Genomic DNA, 21,685 nt, shown 5'->3' on the forward strand with positions numbered 1-21,685 from the left:
ATGAGCGCGACACCGTTCCGTCATCACCGAACGGTGTCGTCCGGCGCCCCGATCAGGCAGAAGAGTCTCGCCGAGAGTGATCGGGGCGCCGGAGGCCACTACTTGACGCCGATGCGGCCGACCTGGCCCCAGCGGCCCTTCTTCCACACCGAAACGATCGACGGCCGCGGCTGCGTCGTGCCGCCGTCCGGCCAGTGCGACGTCGGGTTCGCGGAGCTGGCCGCGTCCTCACCGGGGTGCTGCACGGCGACGAGCACCAGGTGGTCGGTCACCACCGGGCCACAGCATTCCGCGCCGACCGGGACCGACAGGAACTGCTTGACGTGCCCGCGTTCCGGACCGTCGACCGGCACCGAGAACAGGCCGTCGTGGGCGCCGAGCGCGTTGCCGTCGGTGGAGATCCACAGGTTGCCGTGCCGGTCGAACGCGACGTTGTCCGGGCAGGAGATCGGGCTGACCTGCTCCTTCGGGAAGCCGCCGAAGTAGGTGTCCGCCGTCTTCGGGTCACCACAGACGAGCAGCAGCCGCCAGGAGAACTTCGTGGCCGCGGCGTCGCCGCCGTTCTCTTCCCATTCGAGGATGTGCCCGTTGCGGTTGTTCGGCCGCGGGTTCGCCTCGTCGACGTTGGCCTTGCCGGCGGGGCCACGCTGGCTGTTGTTGGTCAGCGCCGCGTAGATCCGGCCGTTGACCGGGTTCGGCTCGATGTCCTCCGGCCGATCCATCTTGGTCGGCTGGACCTTGTCCGCCGCCTCGCGGGTGAAGACGTAGACCTCTTCGGCGGTGAAACCGTCCACAAAGGACTTGTCACCGGCGGCCAGCGGGATCCACTCGCCGACACCGTCGAATTCGCCGTCCGCGGGGAGCTTCCCGGTGCCGTCGATCTCGGCGGCCGGGCTGTCGCCGGTGAACCGGCCGACGTAGAGCGTGCCGTCGTCGAGCAGCGCCGAGTTGTGGCGACGCGCGTGCGCGCTCTTGCCCGGCTTGTACTTGCCCTTGGAGACGAACTTGTAGATGTACTCGAAGCGCTCGTCGTCACCCGAGTAGACGGCGACACGGCCGTCCTTGGTGATCTTGATGTTCGCGGCCTCGTGCTTGAACCGGCCGAGCGCGGTGTGCTTGATCGGTGTCGAGTTCGGGTCGTTCGGGTCGATCTCGACGACCCAGCCGAACCGGTTGGCCTCGTTGGGCTCCTGCGCGAGGTCCCAGCGTTTGTCGAACCGCTCCCACTTTCGGGTGCTTTCGGTGCCGGAGAAGCCGTACCGCTTCAGGCGGGCCGCCGCGACCGGGTCGGTGACCTTGGCCGCGTTGGCGAAGTACTGGTTGACGTTCTCCTCACCGGAAAGCACGGTGCCCCAAGGGGTCACGCCGCCGGCGCAGTTGTTCTGCGTGCCGAAGACCTTGCGGCCGGTCGGGTCCGCGGACGTCTTGAGGTACTTCGAACCGGCGGCCGGGCCACGCACCTCGAAGGCGGTGTTCAACGTGATGCGGCGGTTGAACGGACTCGGCGTCACGCGCAGCGCGCCACCGATCGGGTCGCGGAAGGCCTGGACGACCGAAAGGCCGTGCGCGGCCCACGCGATCTTGACCTGCTCCTCGGTCGGGTTCTTCGGGTCGTACTGGTCGGCCGGGAACATGTGGACCTCGGTGGTGTACTCGTGGTTCACCACCATGAGGTTGCGGATGCCCAGCGGGTCCTGCGGGATCAGGCCGACGAAGTCGCAGTTGTAGCCGAACTGCTTCGCCTGCGCGGCCGCGGTCTGCTTGTGGAAGTCGAACTTCGGCGCGCCCCACTCGACGGCGTCGCCCCAGCGGATGACGACGCGCTGCTCGTAACCCTCGGGGATGGTGATCGCGTCGAGCGTGTTCGGCGGCACCGCTTCGAAGTCGGTGCCGGGCACCGGACGCCCGGGGCGGCCCGGCTTGCCGTGGCCCGCGGCGGACACGTCGGCGGGGGTCTCGGCGGCGGCCGTGCCGGACAGCGCGGCGAAACCACCGGCGGCCGCGGCCATCACGGCGCTCGCCTTCAGCGCGCCACGACGGGACAGCATGTTCTTGACGACGTCGCCGAAGTACTCGTTGTCCGACGTGTTCGGCTCGGGGTGGGCGCACGCGTTGCCGCAGCGGTACTCGCAGGTGACCGCGGAGCGGCCACCGGGGTGGGAGGTGATCAACGGCAGCAGCCGCTGAGGCTCGAAGGACACAGGGCCTCCATGGTCGCGGTGGGTACACGTAGTCCAGTCGGGGGAACGTCGTGACGGTAAGCGACCAAAACGATCCAGCTCTGGCCGGCAGATGAACAGCGCGCGAACGAGCGATGGCGCGCTGCCGGACCGGCCGCGCGCCATCGACGAAAAGTACTGCTAGATCGTTGCTTACCGACTAAGAACCGATGTCGGACAGGCCGTGCCTGCCGGGTTTCCAGACCGCCACCACCGAGGGACGGGGCTGGGTTTCGCCGCCGTCCGGCCAATGGGAGGCCGGTTTGTCGGCGTTCGCGCCGTCGACTTCACCCGGATGCTGGACACAGACCGTGACGATCTTCCGCTCGACGATCGGCCCGCAGGTCTCCGCGCCGCGAGGCACGGTGAGGAACAGCTTCAGCTCCCCGCGGTTGCGGCCCTCCAGCGGCACCGAGTAGAGGCCGTCGTTGATGCCGAGCGCGCCCGCCGAGTCGGTGGAGATCCACAGGTTGCCGTGCTCGTCGAAGGCCACGTTGTCCGGGCTGGAGATCGGCGAGACCTGGTCCTTGGGGAAACCGGCGAAGTAGGTGTCCGGCGACGCGGGATCACCGCACACCAGGAACAGCCGCCAGCTGAACGTCAGCGCGAGCGCGTCGCCGCGCCGTTCCTCGAACTCCAGCACCTGACCGTGCTTGTTGTTCAGCCGCGGGTTGGGCTCGGTGGCGCCTTCCTTGCCGGGGTTGCCGCGTTCGACGTTGTTGCTGAGCGCGCAGTAGATGCGGCCGGTGCGCGGATGCGCCTGGATGTCCTCCGGGCGGTCCATCTTGGTGGCGCCCACCTTGTCGGCCGCCTCGCGGGTGAAAACGTACACCTCTTCGGCGGTCATTCCGTCCACAAAGGACTTGTTGCCCGACGCCAGCGGGATCCATTCGCCGCTGCCGTCGAATTCGCCGTCACCGGGGAGTTTCCCGGTGCCGTCGATCTCGGCGGCCGGGCTGTCGCCGGTGAACCGGCCGACGTAGAGCGTGCCGTCGTCGAGCAGGGTCATGTTGTGCCGCCGGGCGTGTGCGCTGTCGCCCGGCTTCATGCGGCCCTTCGAGATGAACTTGTAGATGTACTCGAAGCGCTCGTCGTCGCCGGAGTAGGCGACCACGCGGCCGTCCTTGGCGACGCGGATGTTCGCCGTCTCGTGCTTGAACCGGCCCAGATGCGTGTGCTTGACCGGGGTACTGTCCGGATCGTTCGGGTCCAGTTCGATCACCCAGCCGAAGCGGTGGGCCTCGTTCGGCTCCCTGGCGATGTCCCAGCGCGCGTCGAACCGCTCCCACTTGCGGGTGGTCGCGGTGCCCTTGATGCCGTAGCGCGCGTATCGCTTGCGCTTCGCGGGATCGGCCACCGTGTCCGCGTTGCCGAAGTACTGGTTGATGTTCTCCTCGCCGGACAGGATCGTGCCCCACGGCGTGACCCCGCCCGCGCAGTTGTTCATCGTGCCCAGCACGACCGTTCCGGTGGGGTCCGCGGCGGTCTTGAGCAGGTCGCTGCCCGCCGCCGGACCCGTCACCTTGAACGGCGTGTGCAGCGTGATCCGCCGGTTGTAGCGGGACATCCTCGGCCGCAGGTGCCCGGTGTCGCGTCCGCGCGACACCTGGACGACGGTCAGCCCGTGGGCGGCCCAGGCGATCTTGACCTGTTCCTCGGTCGGGTTGTCCCGGTCGTAACCGCGGAACATGAACTCTTCCGACGTGTACTCGTGGTTCGTGACCAGGAGCGAGGAGAGTCCGAAATGATCAAGGGGCAGCAGCGCGGCGAAGTCGCAGTTGTAGCCGAACTGCTTCGCCTGCGCTTCGGCCGTCTGGTGGTCGAAGTCGAACTCAGGCGCGCCGGGCAGCACCGCGTCACCCCAGCGGATCACGATGCCCTGCTCGTAGCCCTCCGGCACGACGACGGCGTCGAGCGTGTTCGGCTGGACCCGCTTGTAGCCGGTGCCGGGTGGTGGTTTCGGACGCCCCTCGGGAGTGGCCGACGCGGGTGCGGCGAGCGCGAGCGGGGTGCCGGCGGCCAGCGCGACGACGGCTGTCGCCTTCAACGCGCCACGGCGGCTCACCGCGCCGAGCACGTCGGCGAAGGTGGGGTTGTCCGAGGTGTTCGGCGCGTCGTGGAAGCACGCGTCGCCACAGCGGTAGGTACAGGTCACTGACGCCCGGCTTGGTGAGTGGCCGGCCAGCAACGGAAGGAACTTCACTCGGACCTCCGGTCAGGCAGTTCGGGAGGTCGACGCTAAGGCACCGGACCAACGAGAGGAAACCCCTCGTTGGTCCGGCGTTCACCTTTTGTTCCGGTTCACATCTCCTCGCCCACGAGAACCGCTTCGGCCGGGATCGTGTGCGGGTCGGCGGTCTTCTCACGGATCGTCAGCAGGGCACCGGCGAGCACGCACAGGATCGCGGCGATGACGAACGGCGCCTGCTTCGCGCCGAACCACTCGGCCAAATGACCGACGACGGTCGCGGCGACCGCGCCACCGAGCCAGCGGCAGAAGTTGTAGCCCGCGCTCGCGACCGGACGTGGCGCGCCGCTGATCGACATGGCCGTGCCGGTGAAGAGCGTGTTGAGCAGACCGGACACCAGCCCCGACAGGATGATGCCGACCACCAGCACCGGCTTGCTCGGGATCGCCATGATCAGCAGCAGCACGGCGTAGCCGAACACGGCGACCACGGTCGCGTGCCGCTCGCCGAGCTTCGCGGCGAGCTTCGGCGCCAGCACCACCCCCGCGACGGCGACCGAAAGGCCCCAGCCGCAGAAGATCAGGCCGACGGCGACGGCGCTCCACTCCAGCACGAACGGCGACCAGGCCAGCACCACGAAGAACGCGGCGGTGTAGAGCGCGGAACCGATCGAGGTACGCAGCAGGCCGCCGTGCTTCAGCGCGCGGAACGGGTCGAGCAGGCGGATCTTGGGCCGCTTCTCCTTCGCGTCGGTGGTCAGGAAGATCGAGCACAGCACGAGACCGCACAGCATCAGCAGCGAAGTGCCGAAGAACGGGCCACGCCACGAGATGCTGCCGAGCAGGGCGCCCAGCAGCGGACCGACCGCGAGGCCGACACCGAGCGCGGCTTCGTACAGCAGGATCGCGCCCGCCTGGCCGCCGGTCGCGGCGCCGACGATGACCGAAAGCGCGGTCGCGATGAAGAAGGCGTTGCCGAGACCCCAGACCGCGCGCAACCCGATGAGCTGCTCGATCGACCCGGACGCGGCGCACAGCGCGGTGGCGACGACGACCAGTGTCAGCCCGACGACGACGGTCCGCTTGGCCCCGAACCGGGCACTCATCGCGCCGGTCACCAGCATGGCGACCGCCTGGACGCCGAGGTAACTGGAGAACAGCAACGTCACTTCGGACGGCGTCGCCTTCAGGCCCTCCGCGATCGACAGCAGGATCGGGTCGACCAGCCCGATGCCCATGAACGCGATGACCGCGGCGAACGCGGTGATCCATACCTGTTTGGGCTGTCCCTTGACGGCGTCCAACAGGCTCGAGTGGTGCTCAGCGCTCATCGCGGATCAGTTCCTCCTTCTTGTCTTCGTGCAGCAACCTGGTGAGAGCGGGGAGTGCGGCTTCGATCGCGGTGCGGTCGGTCTCGTCCAGCTCGAAGAGCCGCTCGCGGAGGAATTCCTCCCTGGCGACGATCAACCGCCGATGGAAGCGCTGCCCCACCTCGGTGACCTCGACGAGCACCGCCCGGCCGTCGGCGGGATCGGGACGGCGGCTGACCAGCCCCAGCCGTTCGAGACGGCGGACGACGTCGGTCATCGTCGGCATCCGGACCCGTTCCAGTTCGGCGAGCGTGCTCATCCGGCGCGGACCGCCGTTCAGCAGCTCCGACAGCACCGATCCCTGGGTGAGGGTGAGCTGCACCTGCGGGGTCTCCCGGCGGACGAGGTAGTACAGCCGGAACACCAGCGGGCGGAGCCGATGGGCGAGGTCGGCGACTTTCGCGGTCACTTAGCCATGCTAACTAAAATTACTGAGCAGGGCTAAGTAATATGCCGCACAGGTTTCCACCGCCTAGGGTTGAGGGTGTGGAAGCGGTGATCTTCGATCTCGACGGTGTCCTGGTGGATTCGGAAACGATGTGGGACGAGGTCCGCCGGGCGGTCGTCCACGAGTTCCACGGCACCTGGCGGGAGGAATCGACCAGGGCGATGCAGGGGATGAGCACCCCGGAATGGGCCGCCTACCTGGCGCACGACCTCGGCGTACGGCTCCGGCCGTCGGACGTCGCGCAGGTGGTGATCGAGCGGATGGCGCGGCGATACGCGGAGAAACCGCCGATCATCCCGGGCGCGCCGGGGGTCGTACGCGAGGTCGCGAAGCACTGGCCGGTGGCGATCGCGAGCTCGTCACCGCCGCTGCTGATCAAGGCGTTCCTCGACATCACGCGGCTGCCGGTGCCGACAGCAGTGTCCTCGGAGCAGGTCGGCGCGGGGAAACCGGCGCCCGACGTGTACCTGAAGGCGGCCGAACTACTGGGCGCGGAGCCCAAGAACTGCGCGGCCGTGGAGGACACGACGAACGGGCTGCGCGCGGCGCTGGCCGCGGGGATGAAGGTGTACGCGGTGCCGAATCCGCACTTCCCGCCGGATCCGGCGGTACTGGCGGAGACGACGGTGGTCGGGAAGATCACAGACCTGCCGGCGGCCCTGCAGCAAGAGAGCTAAAGGGCCGCGACCGGAAAGGTCTCCCCAAGGGCGCCCGCGCCCGACGGAGACTTCACCGTCGAGCGCCCTCCTTCGGGCCGAAGGCCCACGGAAACCCGATGAAGGGGCGCCCTCCGCACCCACCGCGAGGTGGAAGCGGAACGGCGCCCCTTCGGCGGGTTTGCGTCAGCGCTCGACAGAATCAGAGATGAACTTCTCCACCTCGTCACGCGCGGTGGCGTCGTCGTACTGCTCCGGCGGCGACTTCATGAAGTACGAGGAAGCCGAGAGGATCGGACCGCCGATGCCGCGGTCCTTCGCGATCTTCGCGGCGCGCACGGCGTCGATGATGATGCCCGCCGAGTTCGGCGAGTCCCACACCTCGAGCTTGTACTCCAGGTTCAGCGGCACGTCACCGAAGGCGCGGCCCTCGAGCCGGACGTAGGCCCACTTGCGGTCGTCGAGCCACTGCACGTAGTCGGACGGCCCGATGTGGACGTTGCCCTTGCCCAGCTCGCGGTCGACCTGCGACGTGACCGACTGGGTCTTCGAGATCTTCTTCGACTCGAGCCGCTCCAGCTCCTTCATGTTCAGGAAGTCCATGTTCCCGCCCACGTTGAGCTGCATCGTCCGGTCGAGCTGGACGCCGCGGTCTTCGAACAGCTTCGCCAGCACACGGTGCGTGATGGTGGCGCCGACCTGGGACTTGATGTCGTCACCGACGATCGGGACGCCGGCCGCGCGGAACTTCTCCGCCCACTCGGGGTCGGAGGCGATGAACACCGGCAGCGCGTTGACGAACGCCACACCGGCGTCGATGCACGCCTGCGCGTAGAACTTGTCGGCCTCTTCGGAGCCCACCGGCAAGTACGAGACGAGCACGTCGACCTCGGCCTCGCGCAGTGCGGCGACGATGTCGACCGGGGTCTCGTCGGACTCCTCGATGGTCTCGCGATAGAAGCGGCCGAGTCCGTCATAGGTGTGACCGCGCTGCACGGTGACGCCCAGCGGCGGCACGTCGGCGATCTTGATGGTGTTGTTCTCGCTGGCGAAGATCGCCTCGGACAGGTCGCGGCTGACCTTCTTGGCGTCCACGTCGAACGCGGCGACGAACTCGATGTCGCGGACGTGGTACTCGCCGAACACGACGTGCATCAAACCGGGCACGCGAGTGCCGGCATCTGCGTCGCGGTAGTACTGAACGCCCTGGACCAGCGAGGCCGCACAGTTGCCGACGCCCACGATGGCCACCCGAACGCGGCGGTTCTCGCCCATGCCGGTTTCTCCTTCATTAGTTCAACAGTTGTAGGTGGTGCGCAGCGAGCACTCCGGAGCGCCTCAGGTCTCCGGTCCACGCTGCTCGGCCTGTTCGTGCGCGATGAGCTCGTTGAGCCAGCGCACCTCCCGCTCACTGGACTCCAGCCCGAGCCGGTGCAGTTCACGGGTGTAGCGGTCGATCTTCTCCTCGGCCCGCGCCATTGCCGTCCGAAGCCCTTCTCGGCGCTCCTCGACCCGACGACGACGGCCTTCCAGGATTCGCATCCTGACGTCGGCCGGTGTCCTCGAAAAGAACGCCAGGTGGACGCCGAAGCCTTCGTCGTCCCACGTCTGCGGCCCGGCGTCGCCGAGCAGTTCGGCGAACCGTTCCTTGCCCTCGGCGGTGAGCTTGTACACGCGCTTGCCCCGGCGTGCCCATGCCCGGTCTTCCACCTCTTCGAGTTCCTCGACGAGGTAACCGGCACGAAGCAGCCGGCGCAAGGTCGGGTACAGCGAGCCGTACGAGAACGTCCGGAACATCCCGAGCGTCTCATGCAAACGTTTGCGCAGCACGTAACCGTGCATGGGGGTCTCGTGCAGCAGCCCCAAGATCGCGAGCTCGAGCACACCGCACCCCCTTCCGGGAACAAACCGCGACCGGTCGCGTTGGCCACCGAGACCGGCTCGGTCAACCTACCGGCCCACTATATCGCGCCGATACATCGGAGTGGTGTAGCTAACCCCGAACGGGTACCCGGAAATCCGGCCGAAATTCATCGGACAGTTATCGAATCTTCGGCGTGTCCGACCGCGCACGGACCGTCCCCTCGCGAACGGGGCGTGGACCACACAGCAATAGCCCGTACTCTGTTGGCGTGCGAAACCAGCGGCAGGTCGTGGACTACGCCTTACAGCGGCGCTCGCTGCTCAAGGGCGTCCACTCCGGACGCGTCGGCACGTACGACGTCTGCGACGCGGGCCCGTACCTCCTGCGGGCCGCGAAATTCCACGGACGACCAGGTGAGCAGGACTGCCCGGTCTGTCATCGGGAGGAACTGACCCTGGTGTCCTGGGTGTACGGCGACGAGCTCAAGCACGCCGCCGGATCGGCCAAGACGCCGGAAGAACTGGTGCGGATGGACGGGCTCTTCGCGGAGTTCACCGTCTACGAGGTCGAGGTCTGCGGGAGCTGTCACTGGAACCACCTGGTGCGCTCCTACGTCCTCGGAACAGGAGATCCGGGAACCACCCGGCCACGGACCCGTTCGCAGAGGACAGCGGGTCAGTGACAGGTATCGAAAACGCAGTTGAGCACAGAGCGGCGTCCCCCGAAGCGCCGGTCTGGGAGGCCCATTCGTGAACGACGACCGCAACCGCTCCTGGCCAGGCCAGGAGCCTGATGCACCTCGCCGTGCCCAGTGGCCGGGTGAAGCCGACGAACCCGGCTGGCCGAGCGAAGAACCCCCGCGCCGCCCCCAGCGCCGGACGCCTCCGAACGGCACTCCCCGCTCGACTCCGCCACGCTCCGCGACTCCGCCGAATCCGCAGTGGCCCGGCGGTGACAGCGGCGGCCCGGAGTGGCCGTCCGACAACGACGCGGGCGAACCACGCCGTCCCGCGGCCCCGCGGCGCCCCAACGGCATGCCGCCGCGCAGGCCGGGGCCCCCACCGCCGCCGGGTGGCCGCCCCGGCGGTGATCATCGTGTCCGTCAGGGCACCGCCGGCCACCGTCCGCCGCCGCCCCCACCCGTCAACCGCCGTCCCCCGGCTCCCGCCGACCAGGCGACCGCGCTGGTCCGGCCGGTCGAACCGGAGCCGTACGAGCGCGAGCCGGATCTCATCACGCATCACGCGCACAACGGCACCGAAGACCCGTACGGCTACGACCCGTACGACGATCGCTATGACGATCGTCACGAAAGCGCCGCGCTCGGCGCCGAGGGCGAAGACCCGTACGAGGACGAGCCCGCCGAAGACGAAGAGGACGGCAAGAAGAAGGTCCTCACGCCGAAGCAGCGCAAGAAGCGACGCTGGCGGATCATCCGCCGCGTCCTCTACGCGATGTTCGGCCTGTTCGTCGTGGTGCCCGCGATCGCGTTCGTCGTCACCTATTTCTTCGTGGACGTCCCGACGCAGGAAAGCGTCGCGAGCCTGCAGAGCCAGCCGATCACGCTGATGTACGCCGACGGCAGCCAGATGGGCAAGATCGCGCCCGCCAGTGGCGGCAGCCGGTACCTGCTGCAGCCCGGCGACATCCCGGAAACCGTCAAGAAGGCCGTGTACGCGGCCGAGGACTCCTCGTTCGAGACCAACTCCGGATTCGACGTCGGCGGCATCCTGCGCGCGGTCTACAACAACGTCACCGGCGGCCAGGGCGGCGGTTCGACGATCTCCCAGCAGTACATCAAGAAGGCCACGGCCAACGAGGCGCCGACGCTCACCCGTAAATGGACCGAGCTGGCCAAATCCTTCAAGATGAACAACCAGATGTCCAAAGAGGAGATCATCACCGCCTACCTCAACACCATCTACTTCGGCCGCGGCGCGAACGGCATCGAAGCGGCCGCTCAGGCCTACTTCAAGAAGCCGGCGAAGGAGCTCGGCGCGTCCGAGGCGGCTCTGCTCGCCGGGCTGATCCAGGGCCCGAGCAAGTCCGAGAACGACGCGTACGCGCAGCGACGCTGGAACTTCGTGATGGACCAGATGGTGGCGAACAAGTGGCTCGATCCGGGTGAGCGCGCCGCCGCGCAGTTCCCGAAGCCGATCCCGAAAGCGCAGGCGAAGGCCGACAACGCCGGGACGCTGAGCCTGCACATCCGCAACCGGGTGATCGACGAACTCGAAGCCCGCGGCTACGACCAGGACCGCCTGCACCAGGGCGGCTTCAAGATCACCACGACGATCGACCCCAAGGCGCAGAAGATGGCCGAGGAGTCCGTCGCCGAGGGAATGAAGGGCCAGACGGACGAGAACATCCTGAACGCGCTGGTCGCGATAGACCCCAAGACCGGCGGCGTGGTCGCGTACTGGGGCGGTCCGGACTGGACGAAGAACGCGCAGGGCCAGGACGTCCAGGCCATCGACTGGGCGAACGTGCCGCACAACCCGGGTTCGGCGTTCAAGGCCTTCGACCTCGCCGCGTTCCTCAAGATGGGCAAGGGCCTCGGCGAAACCTTCGACGGCACCAACAACCGGAAGTTCGACGGCCGCACGGTCCGGAACGCGGGCGAGAGCTCCAGCTGTGGTCCTCAGTGCACGGTCGCCGAGGCGATGAAGGTCTCCGCGAACACCGTGTTCTACGACATGGTCCGCAACGAGACGAAGATCGATCCGGTGGCGAAGGCCGCGAAGGAAGCCGGCGTGATGGTGGAGGCCGAAGGCGGCAAGGCGAAGCTGAGCCCCGACATCAACATCGCGCTCGGCGGTGGTGGCACGGTCACCACCGCGGAGGACATGGCGGCCGGTTTCGCCACGTTCGCCGGTGAGGGTGTCCGGCAGAAGCAGCACTTCGTCGCCAAGCTGACCAACTCGCAGGACGAGGTCGAGTTCGACGAGACGGCTCCCAAGGGCACGCCCGCGTTCAGTGACGACGCCGACAAGAGCAAGCAGATCGCGGGCAACGTCACCGACGCGCTCGAAGAGGTGATCCCGTACTCGAAGCTCAAGTGCCCGAAGGGCCACGAGTGCGCGGGCAAGACCGGGACGCAGCAGTACGACTTCAAGGACAGCGACCCGGCGAGCTACCGCGACCGCAACGCGCAGACCTGGATGGTGGGTTACACGCCGAGCATCTCGACGTCGGTGTGGGTCGGCGGCGACGGCAACAAGCCGCTGCACGACAAGAGCGGCAAGGCGCTCTACGGCCGGACGATCGCCGGTCCGATCTGGGAAGACTTCATGTCCCGGTACATGACCGGCAAGCCTTCGGAGAAGTTCGCGAACGTCAAATCGATCGGCAAGGACGCGCGGTACGTGCCGTCCACGACGGCACAGAAACCGCCGGAGACGTCGACACCGCCCTCGACGCCGTCGACCACCCCGTCACCGTCGACGCCGACCTCGCCGACCGAGACGACGGAGACCGGCGGCTGGCCGACGAAGCCGACAAAGCCCACCAAACCGACAAGGCCGGGACCGGGGACTTCGGATCCGCTGTTCCCGAACGCCGAGGACCCGTGACGACCGGGCGAAACGCATGAAGGAAGGTGTGCCGGGCGGTCGTCCGGCACACCTTTTTTCTTCGCGCCGGTGAACCTGAACCGATCCGATACGTCTTGACTAGAAGGAGACCTGCGACCGCAGGACCGCGCTCACCCACGGAAGGTTCGGAGGACGTCCCAGTGAACGACGATCCCCACGGCGGATGGCCAGGTCAGGACCCTGACCCCGCACGTCGTCCGCAACGCCCGGCCGGACCGCCCCGCCGCCCCGCCGGACCGCCTCCGGGATACGGGCAGCAGCAGGGTCCCGGCCAGCAGGGCCAAGGGCAGGCACCGTGGCAGCGGCAGGGCGGGCCTCAGCAGCCGCCCCCGCCGCCACCGCGTCGTTCGCAGCGGCCGCCGGTCGCGCCGCAGCACGAGCCGGACCTCATCACGCACCACGAGCACAACGGCACCGTCGATCGCGGCGGTCGTGAATACGAAGAGCCGTACGAGGACGAGCAGTACGCCCCGGAGACCGACGAAAACGGGAAACCGATCCTCACCCCGGCGCAGCGCAAGAAACGCCGGTGGAGACGCGTCCGGCGAGTGCTGCTCGCACTGTTCGGCCTGTTCGTCGTCATCCCGGCCATCGCGTTCGTGATCACCTACTTCGTCGTCGACGTCCCGTCGCCGCAGGCCATCGCGGCCACGCAGGGCCAGGCGGTGACGTACTACTACGCCGACAACACCGAGATGGGCAAGGACGTCCCCAAGGGCGGCAACCGGCAGATCCTGACGCCGGAGCAGATCCCGGACATCGTCAAGAAGGCCGTCATCGCCACCGAAGACGCCTCGTTCGAGACGAACTCGGGCTTCGACATCGGCGGCATCCTGCGCGCGGTCTACAACCAGGTGACCGCGGGCAAGGGCGGTGGTTCCACCATCTCCCAGCAGTACATCAAGGTCGCGAGCGGGGACGACGAATCGTCGCTCGCCCGTAAATGGACCGAGCTCGCCAAATCCTTCAAGATGAACCAGACGTACGAGAAGAAGGACATCATCTCGGCGTACCTGAACATCATCTACTTCGGGCGTGGCGCGTACGGGATCGAATCGGCCGCGCAGGCGTTCTTCGCCAAGCCCGCCGGTGAGCTCAACGCGTCCGAGGCGGCGCTGCTCGCGGGCCTCATCCAGCAGCCGGGCCGTTCGGAGAACCCGAAGGTCGCGAACGAACGCTGGACCGTGGCGCTGAACCGCATGGTGCAGAACGGTTTCCTCTCCGCCGCGGACCGCGCGGCCCTCCAGTTCCCGACGCCGGTGGCGCAGGCCGACAAGGAGCAGGCCGGCGTGGTCAACCCGTTCATCCGCGACAAGGTCAAGGAAGAGCTCGCCGCGAACGGCATCACCGACGACGTCTACTACCGGGGCGGCTACAAGGTCTACACGACCATCGACCCGAAGGCGCAGGCCGCGGCGGAGCAGGCGGTCGCCGAGGGGATGAAGGGCCAGACCGACGAGAACCTGCTCAACGCGCTCGTCGCGATCGACCCGAAGACCGGCGGGGTGAAGGCGTACTACGGTGGCCCGTCCATCGTGAAGGGGCCCGACGGCAAAGACCAGAAGGGCCGGGACTGGGCGAATACGCCGCAGAACCCCGGGTCGTCGATGAAGCCGTTCGACCTCACCGCGTACCTGCAGATGGGCAAGGGCGGCATCAACTCGACGTTCGACGGCTCCAACAACCGGCAGTTCGGGAAGCAGACGATCCGGAACGCCGGCCCCGGCAGCTCGTGTTCGGCGCAGTGCACGGTGTCCGAAGCGATGCAGCGCTCCGCGAACACGGTGTTCTACGACATGGTCGTCAACGTGACCAAACCAGGGCCGGTGGCACAGGCAGCCAAGGACGCCGGGATCAAACCCGCCCCCGAGGGCGCCTCCGAACTGTTCGCCGACAACAACATCGCGCTCGGCGGTGGCAAGACGGCCGTCAGCCCGGAGGACATGGCGGCCGCGTACGCGACCTTCGCGGGCGATGGCCAGCGGCGGACCAGGCACTTCGTCGCCAAGGTGACCAACTCGCAGGACGAGGCCGCTTACTCGGCCCCGGAGGAGGCGAAGCCCGCGTTCTCCGACAACTCCGACAAGAGCAAGCAGATCGCCGGCAACGTCACCGAGTCGCTCAAGGGTGTCATCCCGTTCTCGAAGCTCAAGTGCCCCAACGGCCATGAGTGCGCGGGCAAGACGGGAACCCAGCAGCACACCTATCGGCCGGGCGAGCCCGCGTCGGCGAAGGACTCCAACTCGCAGACCTGGATGGTCGGCTACACGCCGTCGATCTCGGCCGCGGTCTGGGTCGGCGGCGATGGCGACAAGGCGCTGAAGGGCAAGAACGGCAAGGCGATCTTCGGTTCGACGATCGCCGGGCCGATCTGGCAGAAGTTCCTTTCCCTGTACCTGAACGGGAAACCGGGGGAGCGCTTCGACAAGGTCAAGATCATCGGCGGGGACGACAACAACACCGTCCCGTCGACGCAGACCCCGCCGGGCGAGGACGAGGGGTCGACCGAGACCGGCACGCCGTCGACCGGACCGTCGACCGCGCCTTCGTCTTCGCGGAACGAGGAAGAACCGCCGTCCAGCTCGCGGAACCCGCCTCCGTCCAGTGAGAACAACAACGGCGGCGAAGAAGGCGGCGGCAACAACGGTCCCGGCCGCGGGGGCAGAGGCGACAACGAATAGCTGAAGGGGCCCTTCACCGCATGGCACGCGGTGAAGGGCCCCTTCGCTTCCGGAGCTAGAGGGTGACGACGCGCCGTTCGGCACCCGAAAGGTGAGCGGCCTCGATGACCCGGAGCGCCTCGACGGCGGAGGCGGGATCGACCGGGAAATCACCCTTGCCGAGCAGCGCGTCGCGCACCTTCGCGTAGAAGTCCTCGTAGCGGCCGACCTCGGTGGGCACGGTTTCGACGTCGTCGTTCACCCCGAGCACGCCGGCGTCCGACGATGGTTCCACGCCCCAGCCGGGGTCGCCCGGCCGCAGGCCGTCCTTGATCTGCGGTTCCTGCACGTCGAGGCCGTACTTGGTGAAGGTCGCCTTGTCGCCGAGCACGCGGAACCGCGGGTTCCGGGTCCCCGCGAGCGCGGACGCCCACAGGTGCGAGCGCACGCCGTTCGTGTGCTGGAGGGCGACGAAGACGTCGTCGTCGACCGACACCCCGGCGCGGCGCTTGTCGACCTCCGCGTAGACCTCGGTGACCGGGCCGAACAGCTGCAGCGCCTGGTCGACGATATGCGCGCCGAGGTCGTAAAGCAGCCCGCCCGCCTCGGCGGGATCGCCGAACTCGCGCCAGTTTTCCCGCGGCTTCGGCACCCAGCGGTCATAGCGCGATTCGAAGCGGAAGACGTCGCCGAGGCGGCCCGCGTCGAGGACCTTCCGGACGGTGAGGAAGTCCGAGTCGAACCGCCGGTTCTGGAACACCGTCAGGCCGACGCCCTTGGCGTTCGCCGCTTCGACGACCTTCGCCGCCTCGGCCGCTGTCGGCGCGAAGGGCTTGTCGACGACGACGGGCAGCCCTGCCTCGATCGCCCGAAGCGCGAGCGGGACGTGCGTGCGGTTCGGCGTGCTGACGACGACCAGGTCCAGCTCGCCGGCCTTCGCGAACAACGCGTCCGCGTCCGGCAGCACTTCGGCGCCCGGATGGTCGGCGCCCGCCTGCGCCACCCTGTCCGGGTTCGAGGTGACGATGGCGGCCGGGGTCAGCCCCGGCGTCGCGTTGACCAGCGGGGCGTGGAAGACGCGCCCGCCGGTGCCGTATCCGAAGATCCCCACTCGCAAGTCAGCCATGCCCCCATTAAACAACAGTGTTGCGTAATCAGCCAGTCGTGGCAGGATGCGCGCTATGCCGGAGACCGGGGTCAATCTGCGCGGCCTGCGCCAGCACAACCGGGCGCTGCTGCTCACGCACATCCTGCGCGCGGGCGGCCTCAGCCGCGTCGAACTCGCCGAACGCACCCGGCTCACGCAGCAGGCCGTCTCGAAGATCGTCCCCGAACTGCTCGAAGCCGGCCTGCTGGACGAAGAACGCCAGCCCGCGTCCGGCGTCGGCAAACCGCGCACACTCCTACGCGTCCGCGCGGACGCCCGGCACGCGCTCGGCGCCCAGCTCGACCGGGACTCGTTCCGGGTGCTCATGACCGACCTGACCGGGAAGATCGTCGCGTCGCGCGGCGGACCGCTGTCACCCGGCTTCACTCCCGACCAGGCGGTTTCCGTCCTCGGCGAAGCGACCGAAGAACTACTGGAGGGCGTCGAGCGTGAACGCGTCCTCGGCCTCGGCGTCGGCTCCGTCGGCCCGCTCGACCACCGCGAAGGAGTGGTCCGGGACGCCACCAACATGCCGGGCTGGCACCACGTCCCCCTGCGCGACCTGCTCGCGAAACGCACCGGGCTGCCCGTGCGGCTCGACAAGAACACCAACGCCGCCGCATTCGCCCAGCAGTGGACCGGCGGCGACCAGACCGCGACCGCCGTCGTCCTCGTCGGCACCGGGATCGGCGTCGGCCTGCTGATCGACGGCAGGCTGTACCGCGGGCCGCGGACCAACGCCGGCGAATTCGGCCACACCACGCTCGCCTTCGACGGACCACGGTGCGCGTGCGGCCGCCGGGGCTGCGTCGAGGTGCTGCACAACGCGGCGGCGACCACCGAAGAGGCGGCGGGCCTGCTGGGAATCGGGCTCGCCGACCTCGTCCAGGTGCTCGACCTCGAACGTGTCGTGCTGACCGGCCGCTCGGTCCGCGCCGAACCCGAGGTGTACCGCGACACCGTCGCCGCGCGACTGCGGGAACTCCTGCCATTGCCCCACTGGCAACGAATCCAGGTCGATCTCGACGAGACGGGCGACGACGTCGTCGCGTTCGGCGCGGCCGCGGAGGTGCTGGCCGGCTTCTACGACAGCGGCGACGTCGCTTTCACGTGATCAGGTGGACGACACGCGGCAGAAACCGGCCAGTCACCCGTGTCGTCCGTCTGATCACGTGAGTCGTCCGGCCGATCACGCGTGTCACCTGTCTCGGGGCAGGCAAGCCCCGAATGGCCGAGCGGCGACATCACCGGAGGGTCACCCGGATAGGCGCTAACATCCGCCACGTGTCCGACCAGACGACCCAGCCCGAGGCTCCGCTCTCCCTCACCCCCGGCGAGCGGGTCATCCCGAGCTGGAACGAACCGCTCGTGGCCGCGGCCACGAGGCCGATCGGCGGCCCGCTCGGCGAGCACGCCGCCGTGGGACGGCACTGGTTCTGGTCGCCGCAACGGGTCGGGCTGCTGCTGGCCTGCCTCGCGTTGCTGCTCTCGTGGTTCGGCAAGGCGTCCTGCATCCAGCAGTACACCGACGATTCCGGGACCCATCAGCTCGATTGGCGGGCGGGGCGCCCGTTCGTCGCGATGTGTTACTCGGACATCGTCCCGCTCTACAGTTCCGAGCGGCTGAACGATCCGGACACCTTCCCGTACGTGACTTCGTGGACCGAAGACGCGGGGACGGCGAAGGAGACCACGCGGTATATGGAGTACCCGGTCGCGACCGGGTTGTTCCAGTGGATCAACGCGAAGCTCACCGAAGCGTGGCTTTCGGTCGCGGAAGCGGGCTGGCTGCCCGGCGCGCTCCCGGTGGCCGTCTACTTCAACATCTCGGCGCTCTGGCTCGCGCTGGCGTGGCTCGTCACGGTGTGGGCGACCGGCCGCTCGCTGAAACGCCGTCCGTGGGACGCCGCGCTGGTCGCGATCTCGCCGCTGGTGCTGGTGCACGTCTTCACGAACTTCGACGCCATCGCGACCGCGTTCACCGCGACCGCGCTGCTCGCCTGGGCCCGGCGGCGGCCAGAGGTCGCGGGATTCCTGCTCGGCCTCGGCGCGGCGGCGAAGCTGTATCCGCTGCTCCTGCTCATCCCGCTGTTCTTCCTGTGCCTGCGCGCGGGCAAGGTCAAACAGTGGGCGCTCACCGCCGGACTCGCCGCGGCGACGTTCGTGGTGGTCAACGTCCCGTTCGCGCTCGCGGCGCCGACCGGCTGGTGGGAGTTCTTCCGGCTCAACACGGTGCGCCCGATGGATCCGGACTCGCTCTACAACGTGATCTCCCACCTTTCCGGCTGGGCCGGTTTCGACGGGAAGCTCACCGCGGGCCAGACACCGGTCGTGCTCAACGCCGTCGTCGCGGTGCTGTTCCTCGCCGCCTGCGCGGGCATCGGGTACGTCGCGTTGAAGGCGCCCCGCCGTCCGCGGCTCGGGCAGCTCGCGTTCCTCGTGGTGGCCGCGTTCCTGCTGACCAACAAGGTGTGGAGCCCGCAGTACTCGCTGTGGCTGGTGCCGCTGGCGGTGCTCGCGATCCCGCGCTGGCGGCTGCTGCTCGGCTGGATGATCCTCGACGCGCTCGTCTGGGCGCCGCGGATGATGTATTACCTCGGCGTCGACAACAAAGGACTGCCCGAAGACTGGTTCCTCGGCGCGGTCGTCGTCCGCGACCTCGCGGTGGTCGGCCTCTGCGCGCTGGTGATCCGGGAGATCTACCAGCCGCGCAGAGATCCGGTCCGTGCCGCCGGGGACGACGATCCGATCGGCGGTTCCCTCGACGGCGCCCCCGATCCGGCCGACCGGCGCTCGGCGAGCCTCTCGGTCTCCACCAGGGCGGCGGAGCCGTCGAAAGCGGCGGGCCCGCCGAGCGGGTAGCCGAAAACGGTCAGTGCCTGCCAACGGGTTTCCGACGCGGGGACGACGTGCTCCGCCCGGTGTCCGGTCCGCTTCTTCATGCGGCCCAGGCTCGACCCTCCCGTGGTGTGAGGGTCAAGCGAATTCAGCGCACGAGGTAGCCGCCCGTGCTCGTTTCGAAGAACGGAATCGGGGCCGTGCACCGCAAGACGTCCTGGTCGAAGCCGCCGACGGCCCAGCTCCAGCCGATCCGGTCGTGCCCGCGCGGCACGTCCCGTACCGAGAAACCGACCCGGCGGCCGACCAGGTTCGCCGGGAAGCCTGGAATGTCGGCGCGTTCGATCACCCCGGTCAGGACGGCGAGGTCGCCATCCCGCGAGACGCAGTCGACCTTGCCGTCGAAGTCGGCGAACGGCTTTCCGTCCTTGGTCAGATGATTCACGTGGAACCGGCCCGAGGACTGCCCCGGATCGCCGAACGCGGCGAAGTCGAACCGGACGGGATCGCCCTCGAAACCGGGGAACGTCAGCGGTCCGCCCGCCGACCCCACGACGACCGAACCGGACGGCGGAGCCGCCGTCGCCTGCGTCGCCCCCAGCGTTCCCGCGGCGACGGCGAGTACGGCGACCGCGGCGATCTTCGACTTGATGTTCATGGCTTCCCTCCAGAACCGGGTGCTTCCCGGTCGAGGTCGAGCCTTTCGCGTTCGGCGGGCCCGGCCCTCCCTCCCGAGAGGGAACGACCTCCCGCCCAGGTCCGAAAACGCAATTCGTCACCTACTTGCGCCCGTCCTCCGGGCAAGTAGGTGACGAATTGCGAAGGGGGGAGTCAGGCGGAGGCGACGCGTTCCCGGAGGTAGGCGATGTCCGCGGCCTGGCCGTCGGCCGGGGTCTCGACGATCACGGGCGCGCCGGCCTCGGCCGCGACGGCGGCCAGCACCTCGGGATCGATCGTGCCGTCGCCGCCGACGACGTTCGCGTGCCGGTCCCGCGTGGAGCCGAACTCGTCGCGCGAGTTGTTGAGGTGCACCAGGTCGATCCGGCCGGTGATGGCCTTGACCTTCTTGACCGCCTCGGTCAGGTCCCAGCCCGCCGCGTACGCGTGGCAGGTGTCGAAACAGAAGCCCGCGCCGAATTCGCCGACCTTGTCCCAGAGCCGGGCGATCGTGTCGAGGTCGCGGGTCATCGCGTTGTCGCCGCCCGCGGTGTTCTCGATCAGGATCGGCACGGCGAAACCGCCCTTTTCCTGCTCACGCTCGAAAAGCTTGCGCCAGTTGACGAGGCCTTCTTCGACGTCCGCCGCGGAACCGACGTGGCCGCCGTGCACGACGAGCCCTTTCGCGCCGATTTCGGCGGCGCCGTTCGCGTGCTGCGTGACGTTCTTCCGCGACGGGATGCGGATGCGGTTGTTCATCGACGCCACGTTGATCAGATACGGCGAGTGGATGAACACCTCGACCGGCGATTCTTTGATCGCTTCGCCGTGAGGGTGGGGTTTGGGGGCCTTCCAGCCCTGCGGGTCGGAAAGGAAGAACTGGAGTACTTCGGCTTCGCGCTCGGCGACCGCGGCCAGCGGATCGTCGTCGCGGACATGGGCACCGATTTTCATGTTGGAGGAATCTACGCGGAGCGAAGCTCCTCCGTTGAGGGCGGTGGCGGGGAGGAAGGCGGAGTACCCTCGGGCGATTCTCACCGGCGCGCCCCAGTCGGTCACGCTCGTGGGGTAGCGTGAGCGCGTTCCGTTAAACCGCGTTGGGTCTTGAGGGGCGGAGGACGAACTCGATGGGGAAGACTGCCGGGCGGATCACGGCTTGGGGATTCGCGCTTTCGGTCACGGCCGGACTTGCGTTCCCGATGACCGCGACGGCCGCCGAGGAACCGAGCCCGACCCTTTCCGGCGAATGCGATTCGACGCTGCAGAACGGAAAGTCCGGTAACGGCCTCGTTCTCGACGCCGGTGCCCCGCTCGGTTCGTCCGAGGCGCTGACGGTCGGTTTGGACTCGAAGGCCAAGACAGCCGAAGGCCGGAAGCCGCTGCTTTCGCTGCCCGTCGGCGATCTGGTCAAGACGACCGGCCTGACCGACAACGCGGTCGGCGACCTCGCCGCGCAGGGTGTCTGCAAGCCCGCGCAGGGTGCGGTGAACGCGGTCGGGAACCTGACGCAGGGCGTCGCCGGCGAACTCCCGCTTCCGGAAGTCCCCGAGCCGCCCAAGCCCGAACCGCCGAACCCGGAACCCCCGAAGCCCGAGCCCCCGAAGCCGGGGCCGGGTCAGCCCGGTGGCCCGGGCAGCGAACTCCCGGTCGAAACCGGCCCGGGTTCCTCCACCGGCATCGGCGGCGACTCGATCGCCGGCGTGATCAGCAACGCGGCGCTGCTCCCCGGCAACTTCGTCCAGGCGCCGGTGATCACCGAGATCGTCCCCGGCGAGGTGCCGCCGCCCACCGTCGACGAGAAGGACACCGGCAACGCGCAGGCCGTGCAGGCGCCGGTCGCCCCGGCCAAGTTGCCGCTGCTGCTCGCGGTGCTGGCGCTGGCCGTCGTCGCCGCGGCTCTGGTCCGTGCTTGGCTGCGGGGTAAGCCCGCCTGACTCACCGAAAGTGACGCCCGCTTCCACTCGAATGCCTGACTTCTTCGAGTGAGCGGGCGTTACTCGTCTCCATTAGCGTCGTTATGCCGGTAGGTGACCCCGACGACGGAG

General features: G+C 68.4%; 16 protein-coding genes. 7 read left to right on the forward strand and 9 right to left on the reverse strand.

The window, feature by feature from the left end; all coding sequences use genetic code 11:
* Positions 1-98 precede the first annotated feature (98 nt).
* The 4 genes from ACIHAO_RS01810 to ACIHAO_RS01825 all read right to left on the reverse strand — a co-directional run bounded on the left by ACIHAO_RS01810 (position 99) and on the right by ACIHAO_RS01825 (position 6,186).
* Positions 99-2,201, reverse strand: a complete 2,103-nt coding sequence (locus ACIHAO_RS01810) for a PhoX family protein (protein WP_396554276.1) — start codon at positions 2,199-2,201, stop codon at positions 99-101.
* 178 nt (positions 2,202-2,379) lie between these two features.
* Positions 2,380-4,422 carry a PhoX family protein gene (locus tag ACIHAO_RS01815; RefSeq protein WP_396554277.1) on the reverse strand — a complete coding sequence of 681 codons (2,043 nt, stop codon included), beginning with the start codon at positions 4,420-4,422 and terminating at the stop codon, positions 2,380-2,382.
* Positions 4,423-4,520: 98 nt separating this feature from the next.
* Positions 4,521-5,738 carry an MFS transporter gene (locus ACIHAO_RS01820; RefSeq protein ID WP_396554278.1) on the reverse strand — a complete coding sequence of 406 codons (1,218 nt, stop codon included), beginning with the start codon at positions 5,736-5,738 and terminating at the stop codon, positions 4,521-4,523.
* The gene (locus tag ACIHAO_RS01825; protein ID WP_396554279.1) at positions 5,728-6,186 is read right to left on the reverse strand and encodes a MarR family winged helix-turn-helix transcriptional regulator; all 459 of its coding nucleotides are present in this window, start codon (positions 6,184-6,186) and stop codon (positions 5,728-5,730) included. Before ACIHAO_RS01825 ends, ACIHAO_RS01820 begins: the two co-directional genes overlap by 11 nt.
* 77 nt (positions 6,187-6,263) lie before the next feature.
* Between ACIHAO_RS01825 and ACIHAO_RS01830 the strand changes: the two genes are divergently transcribed.
* Positions 6,264-6,902 (forward strand): HAD family hydrolase, encoded by a 639-nt coding sequence (locus ACIHAO_RS01830; protein WP_396554280.1) that lies wholly within the window; start codon positions 6,264-6,266, stop codon positions 6,900-6,902.
* A 165-nt stretch (positions 6,903-7,067) separates the two neighbouring features.
* Here the strand turns inward: ACIHAO_RS01830 and ACIHAO_RS01835 are convergent, their stop codons facing one another.
* Together ACIHAO_RS01835 and ACIHAO_RS01840 are read right to left on the reverse strand one after the other, a co-directional pair.
* Entirely contained in the window at positions 7,068-8,156 is a 1,089-nt protein-coding gene (locus ACIHAO_RS01835) for an inositol-3-phosphate synthase (protein WP_396554281.1), read from the reverse strand.
* A gap of 63 nt (positions 8,157-8,219) precedes the next feature.
* On the reverse strand, positions 8,220-8,765 hold the full coding sequence (locus ACIHAO_RS01840) for a PadR family transcriptional regulator (RefSeq protein WP_005168208.1): 546 nt from the start codon (positions 8,763-8,765) through the stop codon (positions 8,220-8,222).
* Positions 8,766-9,013: 248 nt separating this feature from the next.
* Between ACIHAO_RS01840 and ACIHAO_RS01845 the strand changes: the two genes are divergently transcribed.
* From ACIHAO_RS01845 to ACIHAO_RS01855, 3 genes are all read left to right on the forward strand, one after another.
* Complete coding sequence (locus tag ACIHAO_RS01845) at positions 9,014-9,427, forward strand: DUF5318 domain-containing protein (RefSeq protein ID WP_125780012.1); 414 nt, start codon at positions 9,014-9,016, stop codon at positions 9,425-9,427.
* Positions 9,428-9,929: 502 nt separating this feature from the next.
* Positions 9,930-12,317, forward strand: a complete 2,388-nt coding sequence (locus tag ACIHAO_RS01850) for a transglycosylase domain-containing protein (protein WP_396554780.1) — start codon at positions 9,930-9,932, stop codon at positions 12,315-12,317.
* A 161-nt stretch (positions 12,318-12,478) separates the two neighbouring features.
* Positions 12,479-15,019 (forward strand): transglycosylase domain-containing protein, encoded by a 2,541-nt coding sequence (locus ACIHAO_RS01855; protein ID WP_396554282.1) that lies wholly within the window; start codon positions 12,479-12,481, stop codon positions 15,017-15,019.
* A gap of 55 nt (positions 15,020-15,074) precedes the next feature.
* Here the strand turns inward: ACIHAO_RS01855 and ACIHAO_RS01860 are convergent, their stop codons facing one another.
* Positions 15,075-16,124 carry a Gfo/Idh/MocA family oxidoreductase gene (locus ACIHAO_RS01860; protein WP_396554283.1) on the reverse strand — a complete coding sequence of 350 codons (1,050 nt, stop codon included), beginning with the start codon at positions 16,122-16,124 and terminating at the stop codon, positions 15,075-15,077.
* A gap of 55 nt (positions 16,125-16,179) precedes the next feature.
* Here ACIHAO_RS01860 and ACIHAO_RS01865 point away from each other — a divergent pair, with 55 nt between their 5' ends.
* Positions 16,180-17,259, forward strand: coding sequence for an ROK family transcriptional regulator (locus ACIHAO_RS01865; RefSeq protein ID WP_396554284.1), 1,080 nt, complete (start codon positions 16,180-16,182; stop codon positions 17,257-17,259).
* Between the two features lie 170 nt (positions 17,260-17,429).
* A complete protein-coding gene (locus ACIHAO_RS01870; RefSeq protein ID WP_396554285.1) occupies positions 17,430-19,007 on the forward strand; it encodes a glycosyltransferase family 87 protein in 1,578 nt (525 codons plus the stop codon).
* A gap of 124 nt (positions 19,008-19,131) precedes the next feature.
* Here the strand turns inward: ACIHAO_RS01870 and ACIHAO_RS01875 are convergent, their stop codons facing one another.
* Positions 19,132-19,641: a hypothetical protein gene (locus ACIHAO_RS01875; RefSeq protein WP_396554286.1), complete on the reverse strand. Its 510-nt coding sequence runs from the start codon at positions 19,639-19,641 to the stop codon at positions 19,132-19,134.
* A gap of 173 nt (positions 19,642-19,814) precedes the next feature.
* Complete coding sequence (locus ACIHAO_RS01880; RefSeq protein ID WP_396554287.1) at positions 19,815-20,594, reverse strand: deoxyribonuclease IV; 780 nt, start codon at positions 20,592-20,594, stop codon at positions 19,815-19,817.
* A gap of 173 nt (positions 20,595-20,767) precedes the next feature.
* Here ACIHAO_RS01880 and ACIHAO_RS01885 point away from each other — a divergent pair, with 173 nt between their 5' ends.
* On the forward strand, positions 20,768-21,574 hold the full coding sequence (locus ACIHAO_RS01885; protein WP_396554288.1) for a hypothetical protein: 807 nt from the start codon (positions 20,768-20,770) through the stop codon (positions 21,572-21,574).
* Positions 21,575-21,685: the final 111 nt, after the last annotated feature.

This window comes from Amycolatopsis sp. NPDC052450 (assembly GCF_044547565.1).
Classification (GTDB): Bacteria; Actinomycetota; Actinomycetes; order Mycobacteriales; family Pseudonocardiaceae; genus Amycolatopsis.